The organism is Kitasatospora sp. NPDC056651 (assembly GCF_042792155.1).
Taxonomy (GTDB): Bacteria; Actinomycetota; Actinomycetes; order Streptomycetales; family Streptomycetaceae; genus Kitasatospora.
In genome coordinates this window covers 57,906-81,345 of sequence record NZ_JBHTWX010000004.1, presented here as the reverse complement: position 1 = coordinate 81,345, position 23,440 = coordinate 57,906, and the positions used below count along the sequence as shown (strand labels likewise).

The window sequence follows — 23,440 nt, the reverse complement described above, 5'->3', positions numbered from 1 at the left end:
CGAACCCGGCTCATGCGTCACTCCCAGCGGTCCCGGGCGGGACGAACGGCAGCGATCCGGCCGCCGGCACCCCGCCCTCGATCAGCTTCCACAGCGCGTCGGTGTCGGCGTGCTCCGCGATCAGGTCGCCCAGCCGGTCCAGCCGGGCCTCGCGCGCGGCGGCGAAGGAGGTGTCCGGCGCGGGGACGAACGCCCGCCCGGCCGACTCGGCCACCTGGCGCAGCAGTTCGCGCCGGAACCCGTCGTTCTCCAGCGCGCCGTGCCAGGTGGTGCCCCACACCGAGCCCAGCCGGCAGCCGTCCAGGTTCCGCCCCGCACCGTCGGAGAAGAACCCCTCGCCACCGTCCACCGCCACCACCCCGTGGTGGATCTCGTAGCCCTCGACGCGCTGCCCGAACGCCTCGCCGACCGGCCGGGCCAGCACCTTCTCCACACCGAAGCGGACCCGGGTCGGCAGCAGTGCGAGCCCCTCGACCGCACCCGCCTTCGACTCGACCTCGTCCACGATCGAGTGCGCCAGCATCTGGTAGCCGCCGCAGACGCCGAGGATCGGCAGCCCGGCCGCCGCCCGCGCCTTCAGGGCCGGCTCCAGGCCGCGCTCGCGCAGCCAGGCGAGGTCCGCGACGGTGGCCCGGGTGCCGGGCAGCACCACCAGGTCGGCGTCGGCCAGCTCCTCCGGCCTGGTCGCCCAGCGCACCAGCACGCCGGGCTCCTGGGCGAGCGCGTCCAGGTCGGTGAAGTTGGACAGCCTCGGGAAGCGCACCACCGTCACCCGCAGCACGTCCGCGCCGAGCGGCCCGCGACCGTCCGTCCGGTCGACCACGGTGGACAGGTCCAGCGAGTCCTCGGCGTCCAGCCAGAGCCCGGGCAGCATCGGCAGCGTGCCCAGCACCGGACGGCCGGTCAGCTCGTGCAGCATCTCCAGTCCGGGGGCGAGCAGCCGCGCGTCGCCGCGGAACTTGTTGACGAACCAGCCCGCCACGTGCCGCTGGTCCTCGGCGGACAGCAGCGCCAGCGTCCCGTACATCGCCGCGAAGACCCCGCCGCGGTCGATGTCCCCGACCACCACCACCGGCAGGTCGGCGGCGGTGGCCAGGCCCATGTTGGCGATGTCGCGGTCGCGCAGGTTGATCTCGGCCGGCGAGCCCGCGCCCTCGCAGACCACCACGTCGAAGCGCCGGCGCAGGTCGACCAGGCACTCCAGGGCACGCTCCAGCAGGACGGGCTTGCGCTCGCGGTAGTCCAGCGCGCCCACCTCGGCGACCGGCCTGCCCAGCAGCACCACCTGGCTGCGGCCGTCCGCGCCCGGCTTGAGCAGCACCGGGTTCATCGCCGCCTCCGGCTCCACCCGGGCGGCCTGCGCCTGCATCGCCTGGGCGCGGCCGATCTCCGCGCCGTCGGCGGTGACGAAGGAGTTGAGCGACATGTTCTGCGCCTTGAACGGCGCGACCCGCACGCCCTGGCGGGCGAGCCAACGGCAGATCCCGGCCGTCACCACGCTCTTGCCCGCGTCCGAGGTCGTCCCCGCGACCAGCAGCGCGTTCGTCATGCCCTTCCCCTCTTCGCCAGGAGCGCGCGCAGCAGCACGTGCCCCGCGACCGTGGTACCCAGCGCCAGTGCGCCCACCCGCCGGGAGAGCGCGCAGGCGCGCTCGATGTCGTCCGCCGTCACCGGCCGCAGCTCCGCGCCCAGGACCGGCCGGTGCTCCTCCCGCTCGCCGTACCGGAGGGTCCCGCCCAGCCGGACGCCCACCGCGCCGGCGAACGCCGCCTCCGCCTGGCCCGCGTTCGGGCTCGGGTGTGCGGAGCCGTCCCGGCGCCAGACCCGCCAGGCCGTCCGGGGCTCGGGCGCGGCGGCCACCGTCAGCAGCGCCGTCAGCCGGGCGCCAGGCCAGCCCGCCAGGTCGTCCAGCCGGGCCGAGGCCCAGCCGAAGCGGGCGTAGCGCGGCGAACGGTGGCCGACCATGGCGTCCAGGGTGTTCACGGCGCGGAAGGCCAGCAGGCCGGGGGTGCCGGCCAGGGCGCCCCAGGTCAGCGCGTTCACCACGGCGTCGGCGGTGTTCTCGGCCACCGACTCGACCACCGCCCGGGCGATCTGCTGTCCGTCCAGCGCGCTCGGGTCCCGCCCGCACAGGTGCGGCAGCCGTTCCCGGGCGGCCGCGAGATCGTCCGCGGCCAGCGAGCGGCCGATGGCGCGCGCCTCCCGGGTCAGCGAGGTGCCGCCGAGCACCGTCCAGGTCGCGGCCGCCGCCAGCGCCGCCCGGCCCAGCGGGCGCCGGCCCACCGTACGGTCCAGCGCGAGCGCGCCCGTCGCGACCGCGCCCACGCACAGCGCCGTGTACCCGGCGCCGGCGGTGCGGTCGTCACGCCACAGCCGCCGCTCCAGCCGGGTCGCGGCGTCGCCGAAGGCGGCCACCGGGTGGCCCCGGCGCGGGTCGCCGAAGCGGGCGTCGGCGGCGTAGCCCGCGACGGCACCGAGCGCGAAGGCGACGGCGCGGGTCAGCGGGCGCGTCGTGGACGCGCGCGGCGTCGCAGGGGTCATCGGCCGCACGGCGGAAGGCAGCTCGGGGTCCGGCAGGGCGGGGCAGCCTGCATCGCGTGCGTGTCCTCACTCAGGGTCCGCGCCCTGGATCGACGTGACGGGGGCGAGAGTCTCCTGGCTTCCGGGTCGGACGCACCCTCGGAGCCTTCCAGCGGCCGTCGACGGCCCGCCGTGGCGATGTTCCGAGCGTGCTCCCCGGTGACAGTGGCGGGACCGCGCCGGACTTCCACCGGCTTCCTCTCCATGCCTCCGTATGGCCTCAGGATCCCATCACGGGCCCGAACCGGGAGTCAACCGAGGTCACGGAGGGGTTGGTCACAAGCGGGCCCGGCTGACGACCCGTGGGATCGCCGCCACTACACCCGTCGTCTCCTCCCGGCTTCTCCCGGCACGTCCCGTCTCCTCCCGGCACCGCGGGGCCGCGCCCGGGTGACCCGAACGGCTCAGTCCGGTGGCCGGGTGGGCGGTGCGCCGGTGAACTGGTGCACGAACACCGTCCGGTGCGTGAGCGACAGATCCGTGGGCGCGCTAGCGAGAGATCCGTGAGCGACGGAGCGGAGCAAGAGAACAGGGGAGCGAGATGCGTTGGGGAACCGCCGCCGTCGTGGCGGCCGCCGCGGTCGGGGCAGCCGTGCTGGTGGTCGGTCGTCGGGCCTCCGAACGGATGGTCCGTCCGGCGACCGCCCTCCGGGAGTCCGGACCGGTCCTGGTCCGGAACCTGGCTCCCGGCCGGATCACCTTCACGCGCGGCCCGGAGAGCCTGCGCCGCGGCCGCTGGGCGGTCGAGTGGGGGGACGGCGGACACGCGGTCGTCGAGGAGGTCCTGCACAGCGACGAACAGGGCGTCACCCGTCGGCTGGTCCGCGCCGACCGCGGCACCCTCACCCCGGGCACCGAGGTCCGCTTCACGCCCCGGGTCCTGCTCGGCGACCCGACCGAGGCGCTCGGCCTCGCCTTCACCGACACCACCGCCGACGGCGAGCTCGGTGCCCTGCCCGCCTGGCGGATCGACGGCAAGCGCGGCACCTGGGTGATCCTGGTGCACGGTCCCGAGGCCGACCGCGGGCAGACCCTCCCGGTGCTCCCCGTCCTCCACCGGCTCGGCCTGCCCGTCCTCTCCGTCACCTACCGCGGCGACCGGGGCGCCCCCGCCTCCCCGGACGGGCTGAGCCACTTCGGCGAGACCGAGTGGCGCGACATCGAGTCGGCGGTACGGCTGGCGCTGGACAACGGCGCGGGCAAGGTGATCCTCTACGGCTGGTCCCTCGGGGCCACCATGGTCCTCCAGACGGCGGCCCGCTCGGCCTGGTCGCACGCCGTCCGCGGCCTGGTCCTCGACTCCCCGGTGCTCGACCTCCCGGCCTCGGCCCGCCGGGACGCCGCCCGGGCCGGCTTCCGGGGCGTCGCCGCCGAGCTCGGCGCCCTCGCGGCCGAAGGGCGCACCGGCGTCGACCTCGCCGACTTCGGCCGTGTCGCCGACGGCACCGACCTGCGTGTCCCCACTCTTCTGCTGCACAGCCCGGAGGACCGGATCGCGCCCTTCCGCACCGCCGAGAAACTGGCGGCCGTCCGCCACGACGTGGTGAGCCTCCAGCCCTTTCCCGGCGCCGACCACGCCACCCTCTGGAACACCGCCCCCGATCGCTACACCGAACTCCTCCGCCGCTGGCTCACGCCGCTGCTTTAGGAGATGTCCGGCCCCCCGGTGGTGCGGGCGGTTGTCGACCGGGCCCCGCCGGCTATTCCGGCGGGCTTCCCCCCGTCCGTGCGTGAACGTTTCCCCATTCCGTCCGGCGGACACGAGAAGTCGGACCCGCCGACTTCTCGCGCGGGGAGAACCCCCCGGTCCGTCCGGCATCCGTCCGGATTCGGGCTGGACAGTCCCGGCGGAAGTCGCCGGAGCGGATTTCCCGGACGTAAACCACCCTGTCGCCAGGGATAAAAATGTGTCCGCCACTGACGCCCCCACCCCTACGCACCGTGACCGATCGAGCATTCCGGGCAACCGGAGTATCCGAAGTGGCATGCGCAGGTCATACGTTTCCGGCCAGGCGGTTTGCCGCTGTTGCCCGATCTTGCGGAGGTGCCACCGCCGGTCGCCCGGTCGTACGGACAACCGGATGTGACAGAAGGCCGGTACAAGGGGAAGACTGCTCGACGTGACGTCTCGGAACCCGCGCGACCGTGATGCCCCGCTCCCGCCGACGATCGGTACCGGTGCGACGGTGACCCGTCTCCCCGGAACGGCCCAACGGCCCGCCGGTGGCAGGCCGGGCGGGGCGGGTGTCCCCCGTAACGGAGTACCCCGGCGACGAGGACCCGCTCCGGCCCCCGGGCGAGGCCGGGTTCCCGTGCCGGAGGGCTTCCCGGCACCCGCCGAGCTGGCGCCGCTGGCCCGCCGGATGCTGGTGGACGCCGTCCGGATCGCCCGCTGGGCCGGCGAGCTGGCCGAGGTCGACAAGCGCGGCGAGCTGCTCCCGGAGGACGCCCGCACGGCGGGCCGGGCACTGGCCATGACGGTCGGCGCCGCCGCCAAGGCGTGGGGGCAGGCGCTGCTGGTGGGCCTGGTGGAGCCCCGGGACGGCGGGGCCGGCCCCGGCTGGCGCCTGCACGCCTGGGAGCACGACGACGAGGCCGTGATCCGCGGCTGGTCGGCACTGTTCGACGCCTGGACCCTGCTGGCCCCGGTGCCGCCCGCCGCGCTGCGCGGCGTGTTCGCCGTGCTGGCCGGGCAGGCCGTGGACCAGGCGCCGCAACTGCTCTCCTTCCTCCACCTGGTCGACGGGCCGGTCGCCGAGAGCGAGCTGCTGGAACTGCTGCGCCGGGGCCTGGACGAGCGCCGGGTCGGCACCGGCCTCGGCGGGCCGGGACTGTCGCCGGTGCCGCACGCCGCCTCGGCCGTCTCCGCCGTCCGCGGCACCTGCCGCGAGCCGCAGATCGACACCCCGGCCGCGCCCTCGGACGTGGCCGCCGTCCTGGACTGGATGCTGGACGGCCTGGCGGCCGTCGGCGCCCTGACGCGCAGGAACGATGCCGCCGAGCTGTCGCCGCTCGGCCACTGGGCGGTACGGGCGAAGCTGGAGGAGATCTGCACGGTCGCCCAGACCGCGGCCGGGCACATCGAGCAGAGTGCCTTCGAACTGCTGAACGCCTGCGCCGACTACTCGCCGGGCCCGGCCCGCGCCGAGTTCCGCGCCTGGGTCGCGGCCCGGCCGGCGGACCGGGCGGTGGGCGAGCTGCTGGAGGCCGCCCAGGGCGACGACGCGCTGGTCCGCGGACTGGCGTTCGAGGCGCTGCGGGTGGCCGGCGGTCCGGCCGAGCAGGCGGTGCGCGCGGCGGTGGACGAACCGGTGCTGCGCCCCTACGCGCTGCTGTGGCTGGCGGAGCGCGCGGACGAGGGCGTCGCCCCGGCGGACGTGCTGGGCGCGGTGGACGCGGCCTGGCTCTGGGTGGACACCGCGGCCGCGGTGCTCGACCACGGTGAGACGGAGCTCCTGGTCGGGCATGTCGAGGGCGCTTCGGCGGGCGACCCCGTCCGGCTGTTCGCCCGGGCCCGGCAGTCCGGGCACCCGCGGGCGGCCTCGGTGCTGACGGCGGTCTCGGGCGTGCACCCGGACCCGGGCGTGGCCCGGGCGGCCCGCCGCTCGGCGTTCAGCGTGCACACGGGCGGCGCCTGAGTTTTATGACAATTGTGGGGGAGCGCGGAGTCCGCGGAGGCGTCGGCTCCGGCGCCCGCACCGGCGTCGCCCGACCTCCGCACCCGCGGCGGCCGAGCCCCCGCCCGGAGCGGCCGAGCCCTCACCGGTGGCTCGACTGTTATGACAAATGAGTCAGGGCCCGGAACCAAGAGGTTCCGGGCCCTGAGTTTTATGACAATTGCGGGACTCAGCCGACCCGCGACTCCGCCCGGCGGGCGCGGACGTCGCCGACCTTCTGCCCCACCTTGCGGCGGATGACCAGCAGCGGCGCCATCGCGGCGAGCGTGATCTGGGCGAACGCGCCCACGTGCATCAGCGTGTTGCCGTTGGGCAGACCGGTCGCCCAGGCGGCCAGGCAGCCGATGGAGACCACGATCCAGCAGAGCGTGGCGGTGGCGAGCAGCCCCTGCGGCTTCGGGTACTCGATCCGGCTGACCATCAGGTAGGCGGCGCCGAAGATGGCGAGCAGACCGGGCAGGAACGGCGGGTCGAGCAGCACGATGGCGATCACCGTCATCGCGCCCATCGGGCAGGGCATGCCCTGGAACACCCCGGGCCGCATCTTGACGGCCGAGAAGCGGGCCAGCCGCAGGACCACCGCGAGCAGTACCGTGATCGCGATGAGCGCCGACAGCTTGCTGTTGGAGCCCGGGGAGACCATGCCCCAGACCGCGACGAAGTAGGCCGGCGCGATGCCGAAGCTGATCAGGTCCGCCAGGTTGTCCAGTTCCGCTCCGAGGGCGGAGGAGCGCAGCTTGCGCGCCACCAGGCCGTCGAAGAGGTCGCACATCGAGCCGATCAGCAGCAGCGTGACCGCGGTGGCGGCGCTGTGCCGGTCCGGAGCGGCGTCCGGGTTGGTGATGTGCGGGACCAGGACCCCGGTGGTGATCGAGTAGATCGCGAGGAAGCCGCAGACGGCGTTCCCCAGGGTCAGGAAGTCGGCGGTGGACAGGTGCTGAGGAGAGCGAGGAGCGCGCAGCTCGCGGTCGCGCGCCCAGCGGCGGCGGCGCAGGGCCGTCTCCTCGTCGTCCAGGCCGACGATTGTCTCAGGATCAGTCACGGTCAAGGCGCGTCACCCCGGCTGTGGTCTTCTGGCCGACCTCGACGCCGACCTCGACGCCGGCCGGCAGGTAGGTGTCGACTCGGGACCCGAACCGGATCAGACCGATCCGGTCGCCCTGCTCGACCTTGGTTCCGGCGTCCACGTACGGCACGATGCGGCGGGCCACGGCCCCCGCGATCTGGACCATCTCGATGTCGCCGAGCTCGGTGTCGAAGTGCCAGACGACCCGCTCGTTCTGGTCGCTGTCCTTGTTGAACGCGGGGACGAAGCCGCCCGCGACGTGCTCGACCGACGTCACCGTGCCCGGCAGGGGCGCGCGGTTGACGTGGACGTTCAGCGGGCTCATGAAGATCGCGACCCGGGTGCGGCCGTCCGGCCAGGCGTCGATGCTCTGCACCACGCCGTCGGCGGGGGAGATCACTCCGCCCGTGCCGATCTCACGCTCGGGGTCGCGGAAGAACCACAGCATGCCCGCGCTGAGCGCACAGGCGGGTACCGCAGCCAGGGCCCACTTGCCGTTGCGCCGGGTGAGGGCGGTGGTCACGGCGGCCGTGGCGAGGGTGGGGACGAACCAGGGGGTGGCTCCGCGCGCGATGGTCACGCGGGGTCGCCGACCGGCCGTCGGGGCTGCGAGGGCATCGCGGTCCGTGACGGAGGTGTGAGGGGACGGGCTGATGGGCATCGAAGACCTTTGTCGCGGGGGATCATGGCCGCTGGACGGGGGCCACCGCGGGATCGGTAATAGAGGGACGGCTTGCTGTCCCGGTGGATGCTATCGGGAGCACACGGTGGGTGGGCAACCCGCCTGCTCGTTCACGTGTCCGGTGGTGGCGCGTGCGCGCGTCCACCTCTACGACCGTAGCTCGCCCCGGTCCGGTTCCCAAGGGACCGGACAAGGCTGGTGACTCTTGTCTCAGCGGGTCCGCCGACGGAACCGGGCGGACGACACGGGCGTGGCGGCCGGAAGCGGGTGTGCGGAAGCGGCCGCAGGGCGCGTCGTCACAGCTGTACGCCCTGCGGCCGCTTCCGGAGGGCCGTGCCGGACCCAGGCGGACCAGGCCGGGCCCGTGACGGGGCACGGCGCTCCGCCGGGACGGGCCCGCACGCCCGTCGACCGGCGGTTCGAGGGGGCCGCCCGGCGCGGTGACCGGTCGGCGGGCGGCCCGGCGGTCAGTCGGCGATCCGGTACTCCTCCAGGAGCCGGCGCCCGACGATCATCTTCTGGATCTCCGCAGTACCTTCACCGATGAGCAGCATCGGGGCCTCGCGGTAGAGGCGCTCGATCTCGTACTCCTTGGAGAAGCCGTAGCCGCCGTGGATGCGGAACGCGTCCTCGACGACCTCCTTGCAGTACTCGGAGGCGAGGTACTTGGCCATGCCGGCTTCGAGGTCGTTGCGCTCGCCGCCGTCCTTCTTGCGGGCGGCCATGACCATCATCTGGTGGGCGGCCTCGACCTTGGTGGCCATCTCGGCGAGCTTGAACTGGATCGCCTGGTGCTCGGCGATCTTCTTGCCGAAGGTGGAGCGCTGCTGGGCGTAGGAGATGCCGAGCTCGAAGGCGCGGCGGGCGACGCCGCAGCCGCGCGCGGCGACGTTGACGCGGCCGACCTCCACGCCGTCCATCATCTGGTAGAAGCCCCGGCCCGGGACGCCGCCGAGGACGCGGTCGGCCGGGACGCGGACGTCCTGGAGGACCAGCTCGGTGGTGTCGACGCCCTTGTAGCCCATCTTCTCGATCTTGCCGGGCACGGTCAGGCCGGGAACCGTGGCGTTCGGACCGAAACCGGCCTCCTTCTCGATCAGGAAGGTGGTCATGTTCTTGTACGGGGTGTCGCCGCCCTCGTCGGTCTTGCAGAGGACGGCGACCAGGGTGGAGGTGCCGCCGTTGGTGAGCCACATCTTCTGGCCGTTGAGGACGTAGGAGTCTCCCCCAGCCTCCGGCCGGGAGGTGCCCCCACGTTCCCTGACGCCCTTGGTGGAGATGGCCGAAACGTCGGAGCCGAGGCCCGGCTCGGACATCGAGAAGGCGCCGCGGATCTCGCCGGCCGCCATCTTCGGCAGGAAGTAGTCCTTCTGCTCCTGGGTGCCGTGGGCGTTGATCATGTGCGCCACGATGAAGTGGGTGTTCACGATGCCGGAGACCGACATCCAGCCGCGGGCGATCTCCTCGACCACCAGGGCGTAGGTGAGCAGCGACTCGCCGAGGCCGCCGTACTCCTCGGGGATGGTGAGGCCGAACAGGCCGAGCTGCTTCATGCCCTCGACGATGGCGGTCGGGTACTCGTCCTTGTGCTCCAGCTCGGTCGCGACCGGAATGATCTCCTTGTCGACGAAATCCCGCACGGTGGCGAGGATGTCCCGCTGGATCTCGGTGAGGCCGTCGGTCTGTGCGAGGCGTCCCATCGTGCGGCTCCGGAAAGTCTGAGGGTCTGCGGAAGGTCGGGAATCCCCCGGGGGGGGGGATTGCGGGGGCCCTGCCGGGCGTGGCTGCGGCAGCAGGGCCCCCGTGCCGGGTGGGGCGTGGCCGATGACGGCGGCCTGCCCGTCCGGGGTCTTTCGAGGGGGACCGTCCGAAGCCGGAGGCCCCCTTCGGAAGGGGGAGTCCCCTTATAAAGGGGACAGGATCAGGAGAGCGGGGTCGGACGGCCGGGCTGCTCGCCGCCGCGCTGCTCGGTGTAGGTCTCGGTCGGCACCATCACCTTGCGACGGAAGACGCAGACGACCGTGCCGTCCTGCTTGTAGCCCTTGGTCTCGACGTGGACGATGCCCCGGTCGTCCTTGGACTTGGACGGCCACTTGTCGAGCACGGTGGTCTCGCCGTAGACGGTGTCGCCGTGGAAGGTCGGCGCGACGTGCCGCAGCGACTCGATCTCCAGGTTGGCGATCGCCTTGCCGGAGACGTCCGGGACGGACATGCCGAGCAGCAGCGAGTAGATGTAGTTGCCCACCACGACGTTCCTGCCGAAGTCGGTCGTCTTCTCCGCGTAGTTGGTGTCCATGTGGAGCGGGTGGTGGTTCATGGTGAGCAGGCAGAAGAGATGGTCGTCGTACTCGGTGACCGTCTTTCCGGGCCAGTGCTTGTAGACCGCGCCGACCTCGAACTCCTCGTAGGTGCGTCCGAACTGCATGGCCTCAGGCCTCCGGGATCTCGAACTTGGTGGTCCGCTGCATGCCCGCGGCGCGGCCCTTGCCGGCGACCACCAGCGCCATCTTGCGGCTGGCCTCGTCGATCATCTCGTCGCCGAGCATCGCGGAGCCCTTGGCGCCGCCCGCCTCGGAGGTGCAGTAGTCGTAAGCGTCGAGGATCAGCTCGGCGTGGTCGTAGTCCTCCTGCGAGGGCGAGTAGATCTCGTTCGCGGCGGCGACCTGGTCCGGGTGCAGCACCCACTTGCCGTCGAAGCCGAGGGCGGCCGAGCGGCGGGCGACCTCGCGGTAGCCCTCCTGGTTGCGGATCTGGAGGTACGGGCCGTCGATCGCCTGGAGGTCGTTGGCGCGGGCGGCCATCAGGATGCGCATCAGGATGTAGTGGTAGGCGTCGGCGCCGTAGCCGGGCGGCTGCTCGCCGACGACCAGGGACTTCATGTTGATCGAGGCCATGAAGTCGGCGGGGCCGAAGATGATGGTCTCCAGCCGGGGCGAGGCCTCGGCGATGGCGTCGACGTTGATCAGGCCCTTGGCGTTCTCGATCTGCGCCTCGATGCCGATCTTGCCGACCTCGAAGCCCATGGTCTTCTCGATCTGGGTGAGCAGCAGGTCGAGCGCCTTGACCTGCTCGGCGTCCTGGACCTTGGGCAGCATGATGCAGTCGAGGTTGGGGCCGGCGCCCTCGACGACGGTGATCACGTCCCGGTACGTCCAGTGCGTCGTCCAGTCGTTGACCCGGACGACCTTGGTCTTGTCGCCCCAGTCGCCGTTGTTCAGCGCGTCGATGATGTTGTGGCGGGCGCTCTCCTTGACCAGCGGGGCGCAGGCGTCCTCCAGGTCGAGGAAGACCTGGTCGGCCGGCAGGCCCTGGGCCTTCTCCAGGAAGCGCGGGTTGCTGCCGGGCACCGCGAGGCAGGAGCGGCGCGGGCGCAGACGGTTGGGCGCAGTCATAAGAATCGAGGGTTCCTTCCCAGTGGTCAGCTGGTCAGCTGGTCAGTTCGTGGCCGCGGTCGGTGCGGGCGTCCACGGCTGGAGTCTGTTGGCGAGCCGGATCTCGTCCACGATCCGGCCGATGATGGTCGTGATGCCGAAGTCCTTCGGGGTGAACACGGCGGCGACGCCGGCGGCCCTGAGGGCCTCGCCGTCCGCTGCCGGGATGATGCCACCAACGATCACCGGGACATCCTCCACCCCGGCGCGGCGCAGCCGCTTCAGAACGTCGGGCACCAGTTCGCCGTGCGCGCCGGACAGGATGGACAGGCCCACGCAGTGCACGTCCTCCGCGACGGCGGCGGAGACGATCTGCTCCGGGGTCAGCCGGATGCCCTGGTAGACCACCTCGAACCCGGCGTCGCGGGCCCGGACGGCGATCTGCTCGGCGCCGTTGGAGTGCCCGTCCAGGCCGGGCTTGCCGACCAGCAGGCGCAGCTTGCCGGCGCCCAGCTCCCCGGCGGTCGCGGCGACGGCGGCGCGGACCTGCTCCAGCTCGCCGCCGGGCTCGGCGGCCACCGCGACGGGGGCGCCGCCCACGCCGGTGGGCGCGCGGTACTCGCCGAAGACCTCGCGCAGGGCGAAGGCCCACTCGCCGGTGGTGACGCCGGCCCGGGCGCAGGCGAGAGTGGCCGGCATCAGGTTGGCGTCGGTGGCGGCGACGGCCTTGAGCCCGGCCAGTGCCTCCTGGGCGGCGGCCTCGTCGCGCTCGGCGCGCCAGGCCTCCAGGGCGGCGAGCACGGACTGCTCGGAGGCCGGGTCGACGACCATGATCGCGGTGTCGAGGTCGGCGGTGAGCGGGCTCGGCTCGGTGGTGTCGAAGCAGTTCACCCCGACGATCCTGTCCTCGCCGGACTCGATCCGGGCCCGGCGGGCGGCGTGCGAGGCGACCAGGTTGGACTTGAGGTAGCCGGACTCGACGGCCGGGATGATGCCCCGATCGCCGTCCTTGGCACCCATCTCCAGCACCTTGGCGATCTCCGTCTCCGCGCCGGCCAGCAGCTCGGCGGTCTTCGCCTCGACCACCTCGGAGCCGTTGAAGAGGTCGCCGTACTCCAGCAGGTCCGACTCGTAGGCCAGCACCTGCTGGATGCGCAGCGACCACTGCTGGTCCCACGGCCGCGGCAGGCCGAGCGCCTCGTTCCAGGCGGGCAGCTGGACGGCGCGGGCGCGGGCGTCCTTGGAGAGGGTGACGGCCAGCATCTCCAGGACGATCCGCTGGACGTTGTTCTCCGGCTGGGCCTCGGTGAGGCCGAGCGAGTTGACCTGGACGCCGTAGCGGAAGCGGCGCTGCTTGGGGTCGGTGACGCCGTAGCGCTCCCGGGTGACCTTCTCCCACAGCCGGGCGAAGGCGCGCATCTTGCACATCTCCTCGACGAAGCGCACGCCGGCGTTCACGAAGAAGGAGATCCGGGCGACCACCTCGCCCATCCGCTCGGCCGGCACCTGGCCGGAGTCGCGCACGGCGTCGAGTACCGAGATGGCGGTGCACATCGCGTAGGCGATCTCCTGGACGGGTGTGGCCCCGGCCTCCTGGAGGTGGTAGCTGCAGATGTTGATCGGGTTCCACTTGGGGATGTTGCCGACCGTGTAGGCGATCATGTCGGTGATCAGCCGCACCGACGGGCCGGGCGGGAAGACGTGCGTCCCGCGCGACAGGTACTCCTTGACGATGTCGTTCTGGGTGGTGCCGGTGAGCGTGGCGACGTCCGCGCCCTGCTCCTCGGCGACCACCTGGTAGAGCGCCAGCAGCCACATCGCGGTGGCGTTGATCGTCATGGAGGTGTTGGTCCGGTCGAGCGGGATGCCGTCGAACAGGGCGCGCATGTCGCCGACGTGGCCGACCGGGACGCCGACCCGGCCGACCTCGCCGCGGGCGAGGACGTGGTCGGAGTCGTAGCCGGTCTGGGTCGGCAGGTCGAAGGCGACGGACAGGCCGGTCTGGCCCTTCGCCAGGTTCCGCCGGTAGAGCGCGTTGGAGTCGCTCGCGGTGGAGTGGCCGGCGTAGGTGCGCATCAGCCAGGGGCGGTCGCGCTTCTGGGGCTCAGTCATCGGAGTGGTCTCACACGTTCCTACTCGGCTGGATGTTCCGCTCGTCAACCTCGCGGAAGAGGTTGATGGCCGGAAGGTGCTGCTCGCGGAAGTCGGCGTCCCGCACGCCCAGGCCCTCCTCCGGGGCCAGGCAGAGCACGCCGACCTTGCCCTGGTGCTTGTTGTGGTGCACGTCCAGGGCGGCCTGGCCGGTCTGCTCCAGGGAGTAGACCTTGGACAGGGTCGGGTGGATCTTGCCCTTGGCGATCAGGCGGTTGGCCTCGAAGGCCTCGCGGTAGTTGGCGAAGTGCGAGCCGACGATCCGCTTGAGCGACATCCACAGGTACCGGTTGTCGTACTGGTGCATGTACCCGGAGGTGGAGGCGCAGGTGACGATGGTGCCGCCCTTGCGGGTGACGTACACCGAGGCGCCGAAGGTCTCCCGACCCGGGTGCTCGAAGACGATGTCCACGTCCTCGCCGCCGGTGAACTCGCGGATCCTCGAACCGAGGCGCTTCCACTCGCGCGGGTCCTGGTTGCTCTCGTCCTTCCAGAACCGGTAGCCCTCGGCGGAGCGGTCGATGATCGCCTCGGCGCCCATGGCCCGGCAGATCGCGGCCTTCTCGTCACTGGAGACCACACAGATCGGGGTGGCGCCGCCGGCCAGCGCGTACTGGGTGGCGTACGAGCCGAGGCCGCCGCTGGCGCCCCAGATCAGCACGTTGTCGCCCTGCTTCATGCCGGCGCCGTTGCGCGAGACCAGCTGGCGGTAGGCGGTGGAGTTGACCAGTCCGGGGGAGGCGGCCTCCTCCCAGGTGAGGTGCCGCGGCTTGGGCAGCAGCTGGTTGGTCTTCACCAGGGCCAGCTGGGCGAGGCCGCCGAAGTTGGTCTCGAAGCCCCAGATGCGCTGCTCCGGGTCCATCATCGTGTCGTTGTGGCCGTCCGCGGACTCCAGTTCGACCGACAGGCAGTGCGCGACGACCTCGTCGCCCGGCTTCCAGGCGTTGACCCCGGCGCCGGTGCGCAGCACCACGCCGGCGAGGTCGGAACCGACCACGTGGTACGGGAGGTCGTGGCGCTTGGTGAGCGGCGACAGCCGGCCGTAGCGCTCCAGGAAGCCGAAGGTGGAGACCGGTTCGAAGATCGAGCTCCAGACGGTGTTGTAGTTCACCGCACTGGCCATGACGGCGACCAGGGCCTCGCCGGGGCCGAGTTCGGGCAGGGCCACCTCGTCGAGGTGAAGGGACTCGCGGGGGTCCTTGTCGCGGCTGTCGAGGCCCGCGAACATCTGCTCCTCGTCCTTGTGGAGCGTCACCGCCCGGTAGGACTCGGGGAGCTTGATCGCGGCGAAGTCCGCCGACGTGGTGTCGGGGCTGAGGATCGCGTCGAGGATTTCCTGCATGGCTGCCTCCGAAGGCGTACCTGTGTGAGGGGCACAGGGCGTCTGGGGGAGCCGGGAGCGGACACCGGCTTCGCTGAGGTGGGTGGTGGGCGGGTCGGGCTGGGCGCCCGGGGTGGGCCGGGCGGGTCTGGCTCCGTTCCCGGGGTGTGGGAACGCCGGACGACGGCGCGCCGGGTGGGGAGCCGCGGCGCCGCGACTGGTGGGTAACAACGTAGTGGCACCCTGTGCCACTCGTAAAGACACCGGGTGTCAGGAATTCCGGCGGTGTCCGGGGCCTCGCGACGCACGTTGCGCGGGCGTGCGAAGGGCCCGCGCCGACGATTCGGCGCGGGCCCTCGATACTGCTCTGACCTGCGAAAATACTGCGGCTACGGCTCGCGGGAGCCACTCAGCGCGGCCCGGATGCTGTCCACCACGACGTCCAACGGAGCGTCCGTCCGGGCGACTGTGATGAGCACCTCACCTCCGGGGCTGGCACTCAGTGCGCTCTCCACCCAGGTGTCCCCGGGGGTCCCACTGGCACCCGGTGCCACCAGGGATCCCCGGCGTCTGGCACCCGGCGCGCTGGAGGCCCAGAAGGTCCGCCGGATCACCTCGAAGGAGTGGTCCAGCTGCGCCTCCACGTCACCCCGGCCGCCGGCCCGCAGCCAGCGCCGCAGCACGTGGTTGTGGGCCGCGACCACCGCCGCCGCCGAGACCTCGGCCAGCATCGAGTCGTCCTCGCCGCCCCGCTGCCAGCCGGACGGGATCGACTCGCCGGTGTCGAAGCGCCCGAGCAGGTAGCGGGTGAACAGCCGCTCGTAGCGGGCCACCACGGCGATCTCCCGCTCGCGCAGCGCCGGGACCTGACGGATCAGCTGGTACCGCGCGACCGACACCCCCGGGGTGGAGGCGTACATCCGCAGCACCTCCTTGATGCCGCGGCAGACCACGTCCAGCGGGTGCTCCTCCGGCTCGGCACTGGCCAGCAGGTCGGCCACCCGCACGAGGGTGTCGTCGTGGTCCGGGAAGATCGCCTCCTCCTTGGACCGGAAGTACCGGAAGAAGGTGCGCCGGGCCACCCCGGCGGCGGCCGCGATCTGATCGACCGTGGTCTCCTCGTAGCCCTGCGAGGCGAACAGCTCCATCGCGGCCGTGGCCAGGTCCTGGCGCATCTGCTGGCGCTGCGCCGCCGCCCGGCGGCTGCCCGGCCCGCCGCCCTCCGGTCCGGTGCCCCCGGTCGAGGAGGCGGTCCGGTCGGCGCCGCCGTGCGGCCCGGCGGGGTGCTGCGGGGAGGTTGACTGAACCCGATCCATGTCCGGAACGCTACACGGCCCGGGCGGCGCGGCCACGGCCCTTCCCCGGTGCACCGGCGCGACCGGGCCGGTCACCGCCGGACGGGGCCAGCGGGAGGACACCGTCCCGGGGCTCCAGCCGGGGCGCGCGGAGGGCGTGCCGGAGGGCGCGGAGCCGTACGGCTGCGGACCGGTCCCGCGCGGTCCGGCCGGCGGCGGCCCGTACGGTGTCCCGTACCGGCCGTCCCCGGCCTGCGGGGTGGTCACCGGCGCGTGTGGTCGCGGAAGCCGCGGCCGGTCTTGCGGCCCAGGCAGCCCGCCGCGACCAGGTGCTCCAGCAGCGGTGCGGCGGCCAGACCCGGCTCGCGGAACTCCTGGTGCAGCACCTGCTCGATCGTCAGCGAGACGTCCAGGCCGACCACGTCCAGCAGCTCGAAGGGGCCCATCGGGTAGCCGCAGCCGAGCTTCATCGCGGTGTCGATGTCGTCCACCGTCGCGTAGTGCTCCTGGAGCATCCGCACCGCGTCGTTCAGGTAGGGGAAGAGCAGCGCGTTGACGATGAACCCGGCCCGGTCGCCGCACTCCACCGGGTGCTTGCCGACCTCGGCGGTCAGCTCCAGCACGGTCGCGGTGACGTCCGGCGCGGTCAGCACGGTGGAGACCACCTCGACCAGCTTCATGGCCGGGGCCGGGTTGAAGAAGTGCATGCCGATGACGTCCTGCGGCCGCGAGGTGGCGGTCGCGCAGCTGATCACCGGCAGCGAGGAGGTGGTGGTGGCGAGCACCGCCCCGGGCCTGACGACCTTGTCCAGGGTGGCGAACAGCTCCCGCTTGGCTTCCAGGTCCTCGGCGATCGCCTCGACCACCAGGTCCACCTCGGCCAGCTCGGAGTACTCGCCGACCGGAGTGACCAGCGCCAGCGCGGCGTCCCGCAGCTCCGCGCTCATCCGGCCCCTGGACACCGCGCGCTTCAGCGACTTCGCCAGCTGAGCCTTGGCGTTCTCGGCCTTCTCCGGGCTGCGGGCGGCCAGCAGCACCGGGTGCCCGGCCTTGGCGAACACCTCGGCGATCCCGACGGCCATCGTCCCCGAGCCGCACACCCCGACGCTGCGCACCCCGCGGCCCGGCACCCGGGGCCGGGCGGGCCCGGTGGAGGCGTCCACCACCCTGGACGAGCCCGGCGACTCGTAGGCGTAGAAGCCGCGCCCGGACTTGCGGCCGAGCAGACCGGCCGAGACCAGCTGGCCGAGGATCGGGGCGGGCGCGTGCAGGCGGTCCCGGGACTGCTCGTACATCGCCTCCAGCACGGTGCGCGCGGTGTCGACGCCGATCAGGTCGAGCAGCGCCAGCGGGCCCATCGGCAGGCCGCAGCCGAGCCGCATCGCGGCGTCGATGTCCTCCCGCGAGGCGTACTTGGACTCGAACATCGCGGCGGCCTGGTTCAGGTACGCGAACAGCAGGCCGTTCACCACGAAGCCGGCCCGGTCGCCGGCCGCCACCGGTTCCTTGCCGAGGTCGCGGGCGAAGGCGGAGGCGTCCTCGGCGGTCCGCGGGGAGGTCAGCACGGTGCGGACCACCTCGACCAGCTTCATGCCGTGCACCGGGTTGAAGAAGTGCAGGCCGAGCACCCGCTCGGGACGGGTGGTCGCGGCGGCTATCCGGGTCACCGACAGGGCCGTGGTGCCGGTGGCCAGCACGGTCGTCTCCGGGCAGATCCGGTCCAGCTCGGCGAACACCTCCCGCTTCAGCTCCAGCCGCTCGGGCACCTCCTCGATCACCAGATCGGCCGCGGCGGCGGCCGCCAGCCCGTGGCAGACCGAGATCCGGTCCAGCAGGCCGGTGCGCTCCTCGACGGTCAGCCGCTCGCGGTCCACCGCGCGCGCGGTGGCCTCCTCGATCCGGGCCAGCGCCCGGGCGGCCGAGTCCTCGGTGGCCTCGATGCCGATCACCCGGCGGCCGCTCTTGGCGACCGCCACCGCGACGCCGGCACCCATCGTGCCGAGGCCGACGACGGCGACGGTGGGGAAGGGACGCTCCATCTGTCCTGACTCCTAGTCATGAAGGGCCCGCGCGTGCTCCGGCGGGCGCGCCGCCGCGCCCGGACGCCGGGGGGCGGCCGCCGTCGGAGGAGGGTCCACCCGCGGGGCTGGGGAGATGACGGGGTGTCGGCACACCCGGGCAGCGGCCGGTCCGCTCCGGCCGAACTGCGGATGTGCCGCGGTGCTCAGGCGCTCGAAGGTGAAGGAAGCGGCTCTGATGAGGGGAACCCGGCCCGCCGCGGTTCGCGGCGCCGACCGGTGAAGGCGCACCCGCGCGAGCGCCCGGGAAACGGGGGTCGCGGTCTGCCGCCGGTGCGGCTCCCGAAGCCCGGCGGTGGTGCGTGTCCGGCCACTGTAGCGAAGCTACTCGTGAGTAGGAAGGGGAAGATGGCGGAAATCCGTTCAGGACAGGGGCGGGTGATCGCCGGGCGGCCGACGCGGGGCGGCTCCGCAGCGTGCTTCCTTGCTCACTCATCATGAGCGGATCGGACCGGGTGCGCTCGATCCCCGTCCCCGCTTCGTCATGTCCATGGGGGAAGCGCGGGACGGCGGTGGACCGGCCGGGCACCGCCCCCGCCCGGCCACGAACGACCCCGTCCTGAACGGGCGGGCCGTGAACGATCCGGCCGCAGACGACAGGCCGCGGACGCCCCGACCACGGACGAGTGAACAGGCGGACGGGCGTCCGTTTGTTCCACCCGATAGGGGAGTTACCGGTACCGGCTCCGCGGGGCAGCATGGCGACATGAGCACCGTCGCCGCCTCCCAGGCCGCCGATCCCGTCGAGCCGTCCGGCCCCGGCGCCCTCGCGGCCGCCGTGGCGCTGCCGCCGCGCGCCGAACGGGCCGAGCGCGCCGAGGCCGCCGCCGACCGGCTGCGCACCGCCGCCGTCGAGGCGGTGGCCGTCACCTGGGTGGACAACGCGGGCATCACCCGGGTCAAAGCCGTGCCGCTCGGCGGCCTGGTGCACGCGGCCGAGTGGGGCGTCGGCACCGCGCCCTGCTTCGACGTGTTCCTCGCCGACGACGCCATCACCACCAGCCCGATCATCGGCGGCCCCACCGGGGACCTGCGGCTCTACCCCGACGTCGACCGGCTCGTCCCACTGGCCGCCCAGCCCGGCTGGGCCTGGGCCCCGGGGGACCGCCACACCCAGGCCGGCGGCCCGCACCCCGGCTGCCAGCGGCTGTTCGCCCGCCGGACGGAGGCCGCGGCCGCCGCCCGCGGGCTGAGTCTCAAGGCCGGCATCGAGGTCGAATGGGTGGTCGCCCTGGCCGGGCCCCCGAGCGAGCCGCCGCGGTACCCGACGCACGGCCCCGCGTACGGCATGCACCGGCTCACCGACCTCTCCGACTACCTGCGGGACGTCCTGCGCGCCCTCGGCGAACAGGGTCTCGGTGTCCTGCAGATCCACCCCGAGTACGCCTCCGGGCAGTTCGAGGTCTCGGTCGCCGCCGAGGGTCCGGTCGCCGCCGCCGACACCTCCGTCCTGGTCCGGCACACCGTCCGCGCCGTCTCCGCCCGGCACGGCCTGCGGGTCTCCTTCGCCCCCGTGGTCGAGGCCGGCAGCGTCGGCAACGGCGGGCACCTGCACCTCAGCCTCTGGCGGGAGGGGCGCAACCTCGGCCACGGCGGCCCCGGTCCGCACGGTCTGACCGTCGAGGCCGAGGGCTTCCTCGCCGGGGTGCTCGACGCACTGCCCGAACTCCTGGCGCTGGGCTGCTCCAGCCCCGCCGGGTACCTGCGCCTGGTGCCCTCGCACTGGGCCGGCGCCTACCAGTGCTGGGGCCTGGAGAACCGGGAGGCCGCGCTGCGCCTGGTGACCGGCTCCACCGGGGAGCGGTCCGCCGCCGCCAACGCCGAGGTGAAGTGCTTCGACGCGAGCGCCAATCCGTACCTGGCGGTCGGCGGGGCGATCGCGGCCGGCCTCGCCGGACTGGACCAGCGCCGGGCGCTGCCACCGGAGTTCACCGGTGACCCGGCGGCCGCCGAACCGGGCGCGGTGCCCCGGCTGCCGGCGAGCCCGGCGGAGGCGATCGCCGCGTACGAGCGTTCCGCGGTGCTGCGCGAGGCGCTCGGCGAGCCGTTGTACCAGGCGGTGCTGGCCGTGCGCCGGGCGGAGGAGGAGCAGTACGCCGCCGCCACGCCGGAGGAGTTGGTCGCGGCCACCCGCTGGCGGTACTGAACGGTGGCCCGGCCCAAGGAGCCCCCGTCGGCCCGCCGGGAGGAGTCTGTGCCGCTCCGCCCGGAGGGGCTCGCACTGGTCGACCACCACTGCCACAGCGTGGTGGCGGCCGAGCTCGCCGACGACGCCCTGGCGGGGCTGCTCACCGAGTCCGACCGCCCGCCCGCGCCCGGTTGCTCGCCCTTCGACAGCGCGCTGGGCCTGGCCGTGCGGCGTTGGTGCCCACCCGCGCTCGGCCTGCCGGCGCACGCCCCGGCCGTCGACTACCTGGCCCGGCGGCGGGAGTTGGGAGCAGCCGAGGCCACCGGGCGGCTGCTGGCGGCGGCGGGGCTGGACACCTGCCTGGTGGACACCGGGCTGACCGCCGCCGCGGGCCACGAGCTGCTGCCACTGGCCGGACTCGCCGAGGCCACCGGGGCGTCGGTGCGCGAGGTGATCCGGCTGGAGTCGGTGGCCGAGGCGGTGACGACCGGCGCCGAGGCCTGGCCGCGGGCCGTCGAGCAGGCGCTCGCGGCGGCCGCCGCCGGGGCCGTCGCGGTCAAGTCGGTGCTCGCCTACCGGCACGGCCTCGCCGCTCCCGCCGAACGCCCCGCCGGTACGGCCGTGGTGGCCGCGGCCGGTGCCCATCTGCGCGGCGGGCAGGGCCGGTTGACCGACCCGGTGCTGCTGCACCACCTGCTCTGGACGGCGGTGGACGTCTGCGCCGAGCTCGGTCTGCCGCTCCAACTCCACACCGGTTTCGGTGATCCCGACCTCACCCTGCACCGGGCGGATCCGTCACTGCTGACGGACTTCGTGCGGGCCGCCGAGCCCAGCGGCGTCCCGCTGGTGCTGCTGCACGCCTATCCGTACCACCGGCAGGCCGCCTGGCTGGCCCAGGCCTTCCCGGCGGTCCACACCGACCTCGGGCTGACGGCCTCCTACACCGGGCCGCGGGTGGCCTCGGTGCTGGGCGAGATGCTGGAGCTGGCCCCGTTCGGCAAATTGCTGTTCTCGACCGACGCCTACGGGCTGCCCGAACTGTATTTGGTGGGCACCTGTCAGTTCCGGTACGGACTGGGTTCGGTACTGGCGGGCTGGCAGGCCGACGGCGCCTGTTCCGCGGTCGATGCCGAGCGGGTGGCGCGGTTGGTCGCGGCCGACAACGCGCGTCGGTTGTACGCGTTGTAACGGCGCGATCCGCGCTGGTGACCGACGGTCCGGTGAGGGCGGCCGCACGTCGGCGAATCGTCACTTTTTAACAATCTTGTTCTCTGTTACCCCTGTTGACGCGGGGCCTCCTAAGCGCATCTCATTGGTCAACATGTGACGATTAGATGACTACCCCTTGCGCTTATAAGCAAATATTCATTAGCGTCCCGGTCATTCCCTGGCGCACCTGCTCCGCAGCTGCCGCCTGACGACTCGGGAGGCCAACCCTCATGCGTGTTCCTCGGATCAGCCGTACCCGGTACGCGGCCGTGGGCGTCGTGCTCGCCACCGCCGGCGCCCTCGCGCTGCCGGCCGGCACCGCCGCCGCGGCCCCCGCCGCCGACTCGACGACCGGTCCGCTGATGAGCTACGTCGTCAACACCAAGGCCAACCACGGCCAGGTGCAGAAGGTCGAGAAGGCCATCGCCGGCCTCGGCGGCAAGGTCGTCCAGTCGTACGAGCAGATCGGCGTCGTGGTCGCCCGCTCGAACGACACCAAGTTCGCCGAGAAGCTGCGTCTGGCCAGCGGTGTCGAGTCGGTCGGCGCCAGCCGCACCAAGGGCATCCAGGCCTCCGACCAGGGCAAGGCCGACGTCGCCGCCGAGCCGGCCGCCGCGGCCGCGCCGGGCGAGGACCCCTACGAGGCCAACCAGTGGGACATGCGTCAGATCGGTGCGGACAAGGCGCACAAGATCTCGCTCGGCAGCCGCAACGTCACCGTCGGCGTGCTGGACTCCGGCATCGACGCCACCCACGAGGACCTGGCCGCCAACGTGGACGCCTCGCAGTCGGTCTCCTGCATCGACGGCAAGCCGAACACCGACTGGAAGGCCTGGCAGCCGACCACCAGCGACCACGGCACCCACGTGGCCGGCACCATCGGCGCCGCCAAGAACGGCAAGGGCATCGTCGGTGTCGCGCCGAACGTCAAGCTGGCCGCCGTCAAGGTCGTCGACGACGGCGGGTTCATCTACCCGGAGAACGCGGTCTGCGGCTTCGTCTGGGCCGGCGAGCACGGCTTCAAGGTGACGAACAACAGCTACTTCGTCGACCCGTGGATGTTCAACTGCAAGACGGACAAGGACCAGGCCGCGATCTCGGACGCCGTCCGCAAGGCCGTCGCCTTCTCGCAGCGCAAGGGCGTCCTCAACATCGCCGCCGCGGGCAACGAGAACATCGACCTGGCCCACAAGACCGTCGACGTGGCCAGCCCGGACGACACCACCCCCGGCACCCGCCCGGTCACCAACGACTGCCTGTCGCTGCCGACCGAGCTGCCCGGCGTCGTGGCCGTCTCCGCGGTGGGCTCCGACGGCATCAAGTCGTACTACTCCAGCTACGGCAAGGGCGTCGTGACCGTCACCGCTCCCGGTGGCGACCGCCGTTACCAGATCCCGAACACCCCGGACAAGGACGGCCGCATCCTGTCCACCATCCCCGGTGGCAAGTACGGCTACATGCAGGGCACCTCGATGGCCACCCCGCACGTCGCCGGTGTGGCCGCGCTGCTCGCCAGCACCTTCCCGTGGGCCAGCCCGGACGAGCTGACCGAGATGCTGACCACCCACGCCGAGTCCGTCCCGTGCCCGAAGGGCGAGTTCAACCCGGGCGGTACCGGTGCCTGGACGGCGAAGTGCGAGGGCAAGACCAACGACAACGGCTTCTACGGCGCGGGCCTGGTCAACGCCGAGAAGGCGGTCCAGTGGTGGCGCTGACGCGCTGACCGCGGACACCTCTGAACAGTAGCGCCGGGGGGCGGGGCCACAGGGTGCCCCGCCCCCGCCCCCGGACGGGCCCCCGCCCGGCCGGCGAGGGGGTGGCGGTAACCCCCCAAACCCCCCCCCCCCCACCCCCCCCAAACCCACAAACAAGACCCAACCAC

Annotated in this window: 16 protein-coding genes and 1 riboswitch; of the genes, 5 read left to right on the top strand and 11 right to left on the bottom strand. The window is 72.9% G+C overall.

The window, feature by feature from the left end; translation table 11 throughout:
• Positions 1-10: 10 nt before the first annotated feature.
• Together ACFRAR_RS03690 and ACFRAR_RS03685 are read right to left on the bottom strand one after the other, a co-directional pair.
• Positions 11-1,549, bottom strand: a complete 1,539-nt coding sequence (locus ACFRAR_RS03690) for a cobyric acid synthase (protein WP_380694362.1) — start codon at positions 1,547-1,549, stop codon at positions 11-13.
• Positions 1,546-2,541, bottom strand: coding sequence for a cobalamin biosynthesis protein (locus ACFRAR_RS03685; protein WP_380694360.1), 996 nt, complete (start codon positions 2,539-2,541; stop codon positions 1,546-1,548). Before ACFRAR_RS03685 ends, ACFRAR_RS03690 begins: the two co-directional genes overlap by 4 nt.
• Positions 2,542-2,648: 107 nt before the next feature.
• Positions 2,649-2,782, bottom strand: a riboswitch (cobalamin riboswitch).
• A 339-nt stretch (positions 2,783-3,121) separates the two neighbouring features.
• On the opposite strand from ACFRAR_RS03685, the gene ACFRAR_RS03680 reads away from it, so the two are divergent.
• Entirely contained in the window at positions 3,122-4,228 is a 1,107-nt protein-coding gene (locus ACFRAR_RS03680; protein WP_380694358.1) for an alpha/beta hydrolase family protein, read from the top strand.
• A gap of 664 nt (positions 4,229-4,892) precedes the next feature.
• Positions 4,893-6,218, top strand: coding sequence for a hypothetical protein (locus ACFRAR_RS03675; protein ID WP_380694356.1), 1,326 nt, complete (start codon positions 4,893-4,895; stop codon positions 6,216-6,218).
• 208 nt (positions 6,219-6,426) lie between these two features.
• Here the strand turns inward: ACFRAR_RS03675 and ACFRAR_RS03670 are convergent, their stop codons facing one another.
• The 9 genes from ACFRAR_RS03670 to ACFRAR_RS03630 all read right to left on the bottom strand — a co-directional run bounded on the left by ACFRAR_RS03670 (position 6,427) and on the right by ACFRAR_RS03630 (position 18,182).
• Positions 6,427-7,305, bottom strand: a complete 879-nt coding sequence (locus tag ACFRAR_RS03670; protein ID WP_380694354.1) for a CDP-alcohol phosphatidyltransferase family protein — start codon at positions 7,303-7,305, stop codon at positions 6,427-6,429.
• A complete protein-coding gene (locus ACFRAR_RS03665; protein ID WP_380694352.1) occupies positions 7,292-7,984 on the bottom strand; it encodes a phosphatidylserine decarboxylase in 693 nt (230 codons plus the stop codon). The genes ACFRAR_RS03670 and ACFRAR_RS03665 overlap by 14 nt, the downstream gene beginning before the upstream one ends.
• 488 nt (positions 7,985-8,472) lie before the next feature.
• On the bottom strand, positions 8,473-9,705 hold the full coding sequence (locus tag ACFRAR_RS03660; RefSeq protein WP_380694350.1) for an acyl-CoA dehydrogenase family protein: 1,233 nt from the start codon (positions 9,703-9,705) through the stop codon (positions 8,473-8,475).
• A gap of 221 nt (positions 9,706-9,926) precedes the next feature.
• Positions 9,927-10,430 (bottom strand): MaoC family dehydratase, encoded by a 504-nt coding sequence (locus ACFRAR_RS03655; protein WP_380694348.1) that lies wholly within the window; start codon positions 10,428-10,430, stop codon positions 9,927-9,929.
• Between the two features lie 4 nt (positions 10,431-10,434).
• Positions 10,435-11,397 (bottom strand): HpcH/HpaI aldolase/citrate lyase family protein, encoded by a 963-nt coding sequence (locus tag ACFRAR_RS03650; RefSeq protein WP_380694346.1) that lies wholly within the window; start codon positions 11,395-11,397, stop codon positions 10,435-10,437.
• 42 nt (positions 11,398-11,439) lie between these two features.
• On the bottom strand, positions 11,440-13,488 hold the full coding sequence (locus ACFRAR_RS03645) for a protein meaA (RefSeq protein ID WP_380694344.1): 2,049 nt from the start codon (positions 13,486-13,488) through the stop codon (positions 11,440-11,442).
• A gap of 10 nt (positions 13,489-13,498) precedes the next feature.
• Positions 13,499-14,869 carry a crotonyl-CoA carboxylase/reductase gene (gene ccrA / locus ACFRAR_RS03640; protein ID WP_380694342.1) on the bottom strand — a complete coding sequence of 457 codons (1,371 nt, stop codon included), beginning with the start codon at positions 14,867-14,869 and terminating at the stop codon, positions 13,499-13,501.
• A gap of 368 nt (positions 14,870-15,237) precedes the next feature.
• Positions 15,238-16,164: a TetR family transcriptional regulator gene (locus tag ACFRAR_RS03635; RefSeq protein ID WP_380694340.1), complete on the bottom strand. Its 927-nt coding sequence runs from the start codon at positions 16,162-16,164 to the stop codon at positions 15,238-15,240.
• 242 nt (positions 16,165-16,406) lie between these two features.
• Positions 16,407-18,182: a 3-hydroxyacyl-CoA dehydrogenase family protein gene (locus ACFRAR_RS03630; RefSeq protein WP_380694338.1), complete on the bottom strand. Its 1,776-nt coding sequence runs from the start codon at positions 18,180-18,182 to the stop codon at positions 16,407-16,409.
• A gap of 745 nt (positions 18,183-18,927) precedes the next feature.
• On the opposite strand from ACFRAR_RS03630, the gene ACFRAR_RS03625 reads away from it, so the two are divergent.
• From ACFRAR_RS03625 to ACFRAR_RS03615, 3 genes are all read left to right on the top strand, one after another.
• Positions 18,928-20,367, top strand: coding sequence for a glutamine synthetase (locus ACFRAR_RS03625; protein WP_380694336.1), 1,440 nt, complete (start codon positions 18,928-18,930; stop codon positions 20,365-20,367).
• 48 nt (positions 20,368-20,415) lie between these two features.
• Complete coding sequence (locus ACFRAR_RS03620) at positions 20,416-21,537, top strand: amidohydrolase family protein (RefSeq protein WP_380694334.1); 1,122 nt, start codon at positions 20,416-20,418, stop codon at positions 21,535-21,537.
• A 251-nt stretch (positions 21,538-21,788) separates the two neighbouring features.
• Positions 21,789-23,273 carry a S8 family serine peptidase gene (locus ACFRAR_RS03615; protein WP_380694332.1) on the top strand — a complete coding sequence of 495 codons (1,485 nt, stop codon included), beginning with the start codon at positions 21,789-21,791 and terminating at the stop codon, positions 23,271-23,273.
• Positions 23,274-23,440: the final 167 nt, after the last annotated feature.

What these genes read in the sequence shown, in the direction of transcription:
- ACFRAR_RS03690 (WP_380694362.1), bottom strand. Translation starts at nt 1,549, where the DNA reads ATGACGAACGCGCTGCTGGTCGCGGGGACGACCTCGGACGCGGGCAAG.
- ACFRAR_RS03685 (WP_380694360.1), bottom strand. Translation starts at nt 2,541, where the DNA reads ATGACCCCTGCGACGCCGCGCGCGTCCACGACGCGCCCGCTGACCCGC.
- ACFRAR_RS03680 (WP_380694358.1), top strand. Translation starts at nt 3,122, where the DNA reads ATGCGTTGGGGAACCGCCGCCGTCGTGGCGGCCGCCGCGGTCGGGGCA.
- ACFRAR_RS03665 (WP_380694352.1), bottom strand. Translation starts at nt 7,984, where the DNA reads ATGCCCATCAGCCCGTCCCCTCACACCTCCGTCACGGACCGCGATGCC.
- ACFRAR_RS03660 (WP_380694350.1), bottom strand. Translation starts at nt 9,705, where the DNA reads ATGGGACGCCTCGCACAGACCGACGGCCTCACCGAGATCCAGCGGGAC.
- ACFRAR_RS03655 (WP_380694348.1), bottom strand. Translation starts at nt 10,430, where the DNA reads ATGCAGTTCGGACGCACCTACGAGGAGTTCGAGGTCGGCGCGGTCTAC.
- ACFRAR_RS03650 (WP_380694346.1), bottom strand. Translation starts at nt 11,397, where the DNA reads ATGACTGCGCCCAACCGTCTGCGCCCGCGCCGCTCCTGCCTCGCGGTG.
- ACFRAR_RS03645 (WP_380694344.1), bottom strand. Translation starts at nt 13,488, where the DNA reads ATGACTGAGCCCCAGAAGCGCGACCGCCCCTGGCTGATGCGCACCTAC.
- ccrA (WP_380694342.1), bottom strand. Translation starts at nt 14,869, where the DNA reads ATGCAGGAAATCCTCGACGCGATCCTCAGCCCCGACACCACGTCGGCG.
- ACFRAR_RS03635 (WP_380694340.1), bottom strand. Translation starts at nt 16,164, where the DNA reads ATGGATCGGGTTCAGTCAACCTCCCCGCAGCACCCCGCCGGGCCGCAC.
- ACFRAR_RS03630 (WP_380694338.1), bottom strand. Translation starts at nt 18,182, where the DNA reads ATGGAGCGTCCCTTCCCCACCGTCGCCGTCGTCGGCCTCGGCACGATG.
- ACFRAR_RS03625 (WP_380694336.1), top strand. Translation starts at nt 18,928, where the DNA reads ATGAGCACCGTCGCCGCCTCCCAGGCCGCCGATCCCGTCGAGCCGTCC.
- ACFRAR_RS03615 (WP_380694332.1), top strand. Translation starts at nt 21,789, where the DNA reads ATGCGTGTTCCTCGGATCAGCCGTACCCGGTACGCGGCCGTGGGCGTC.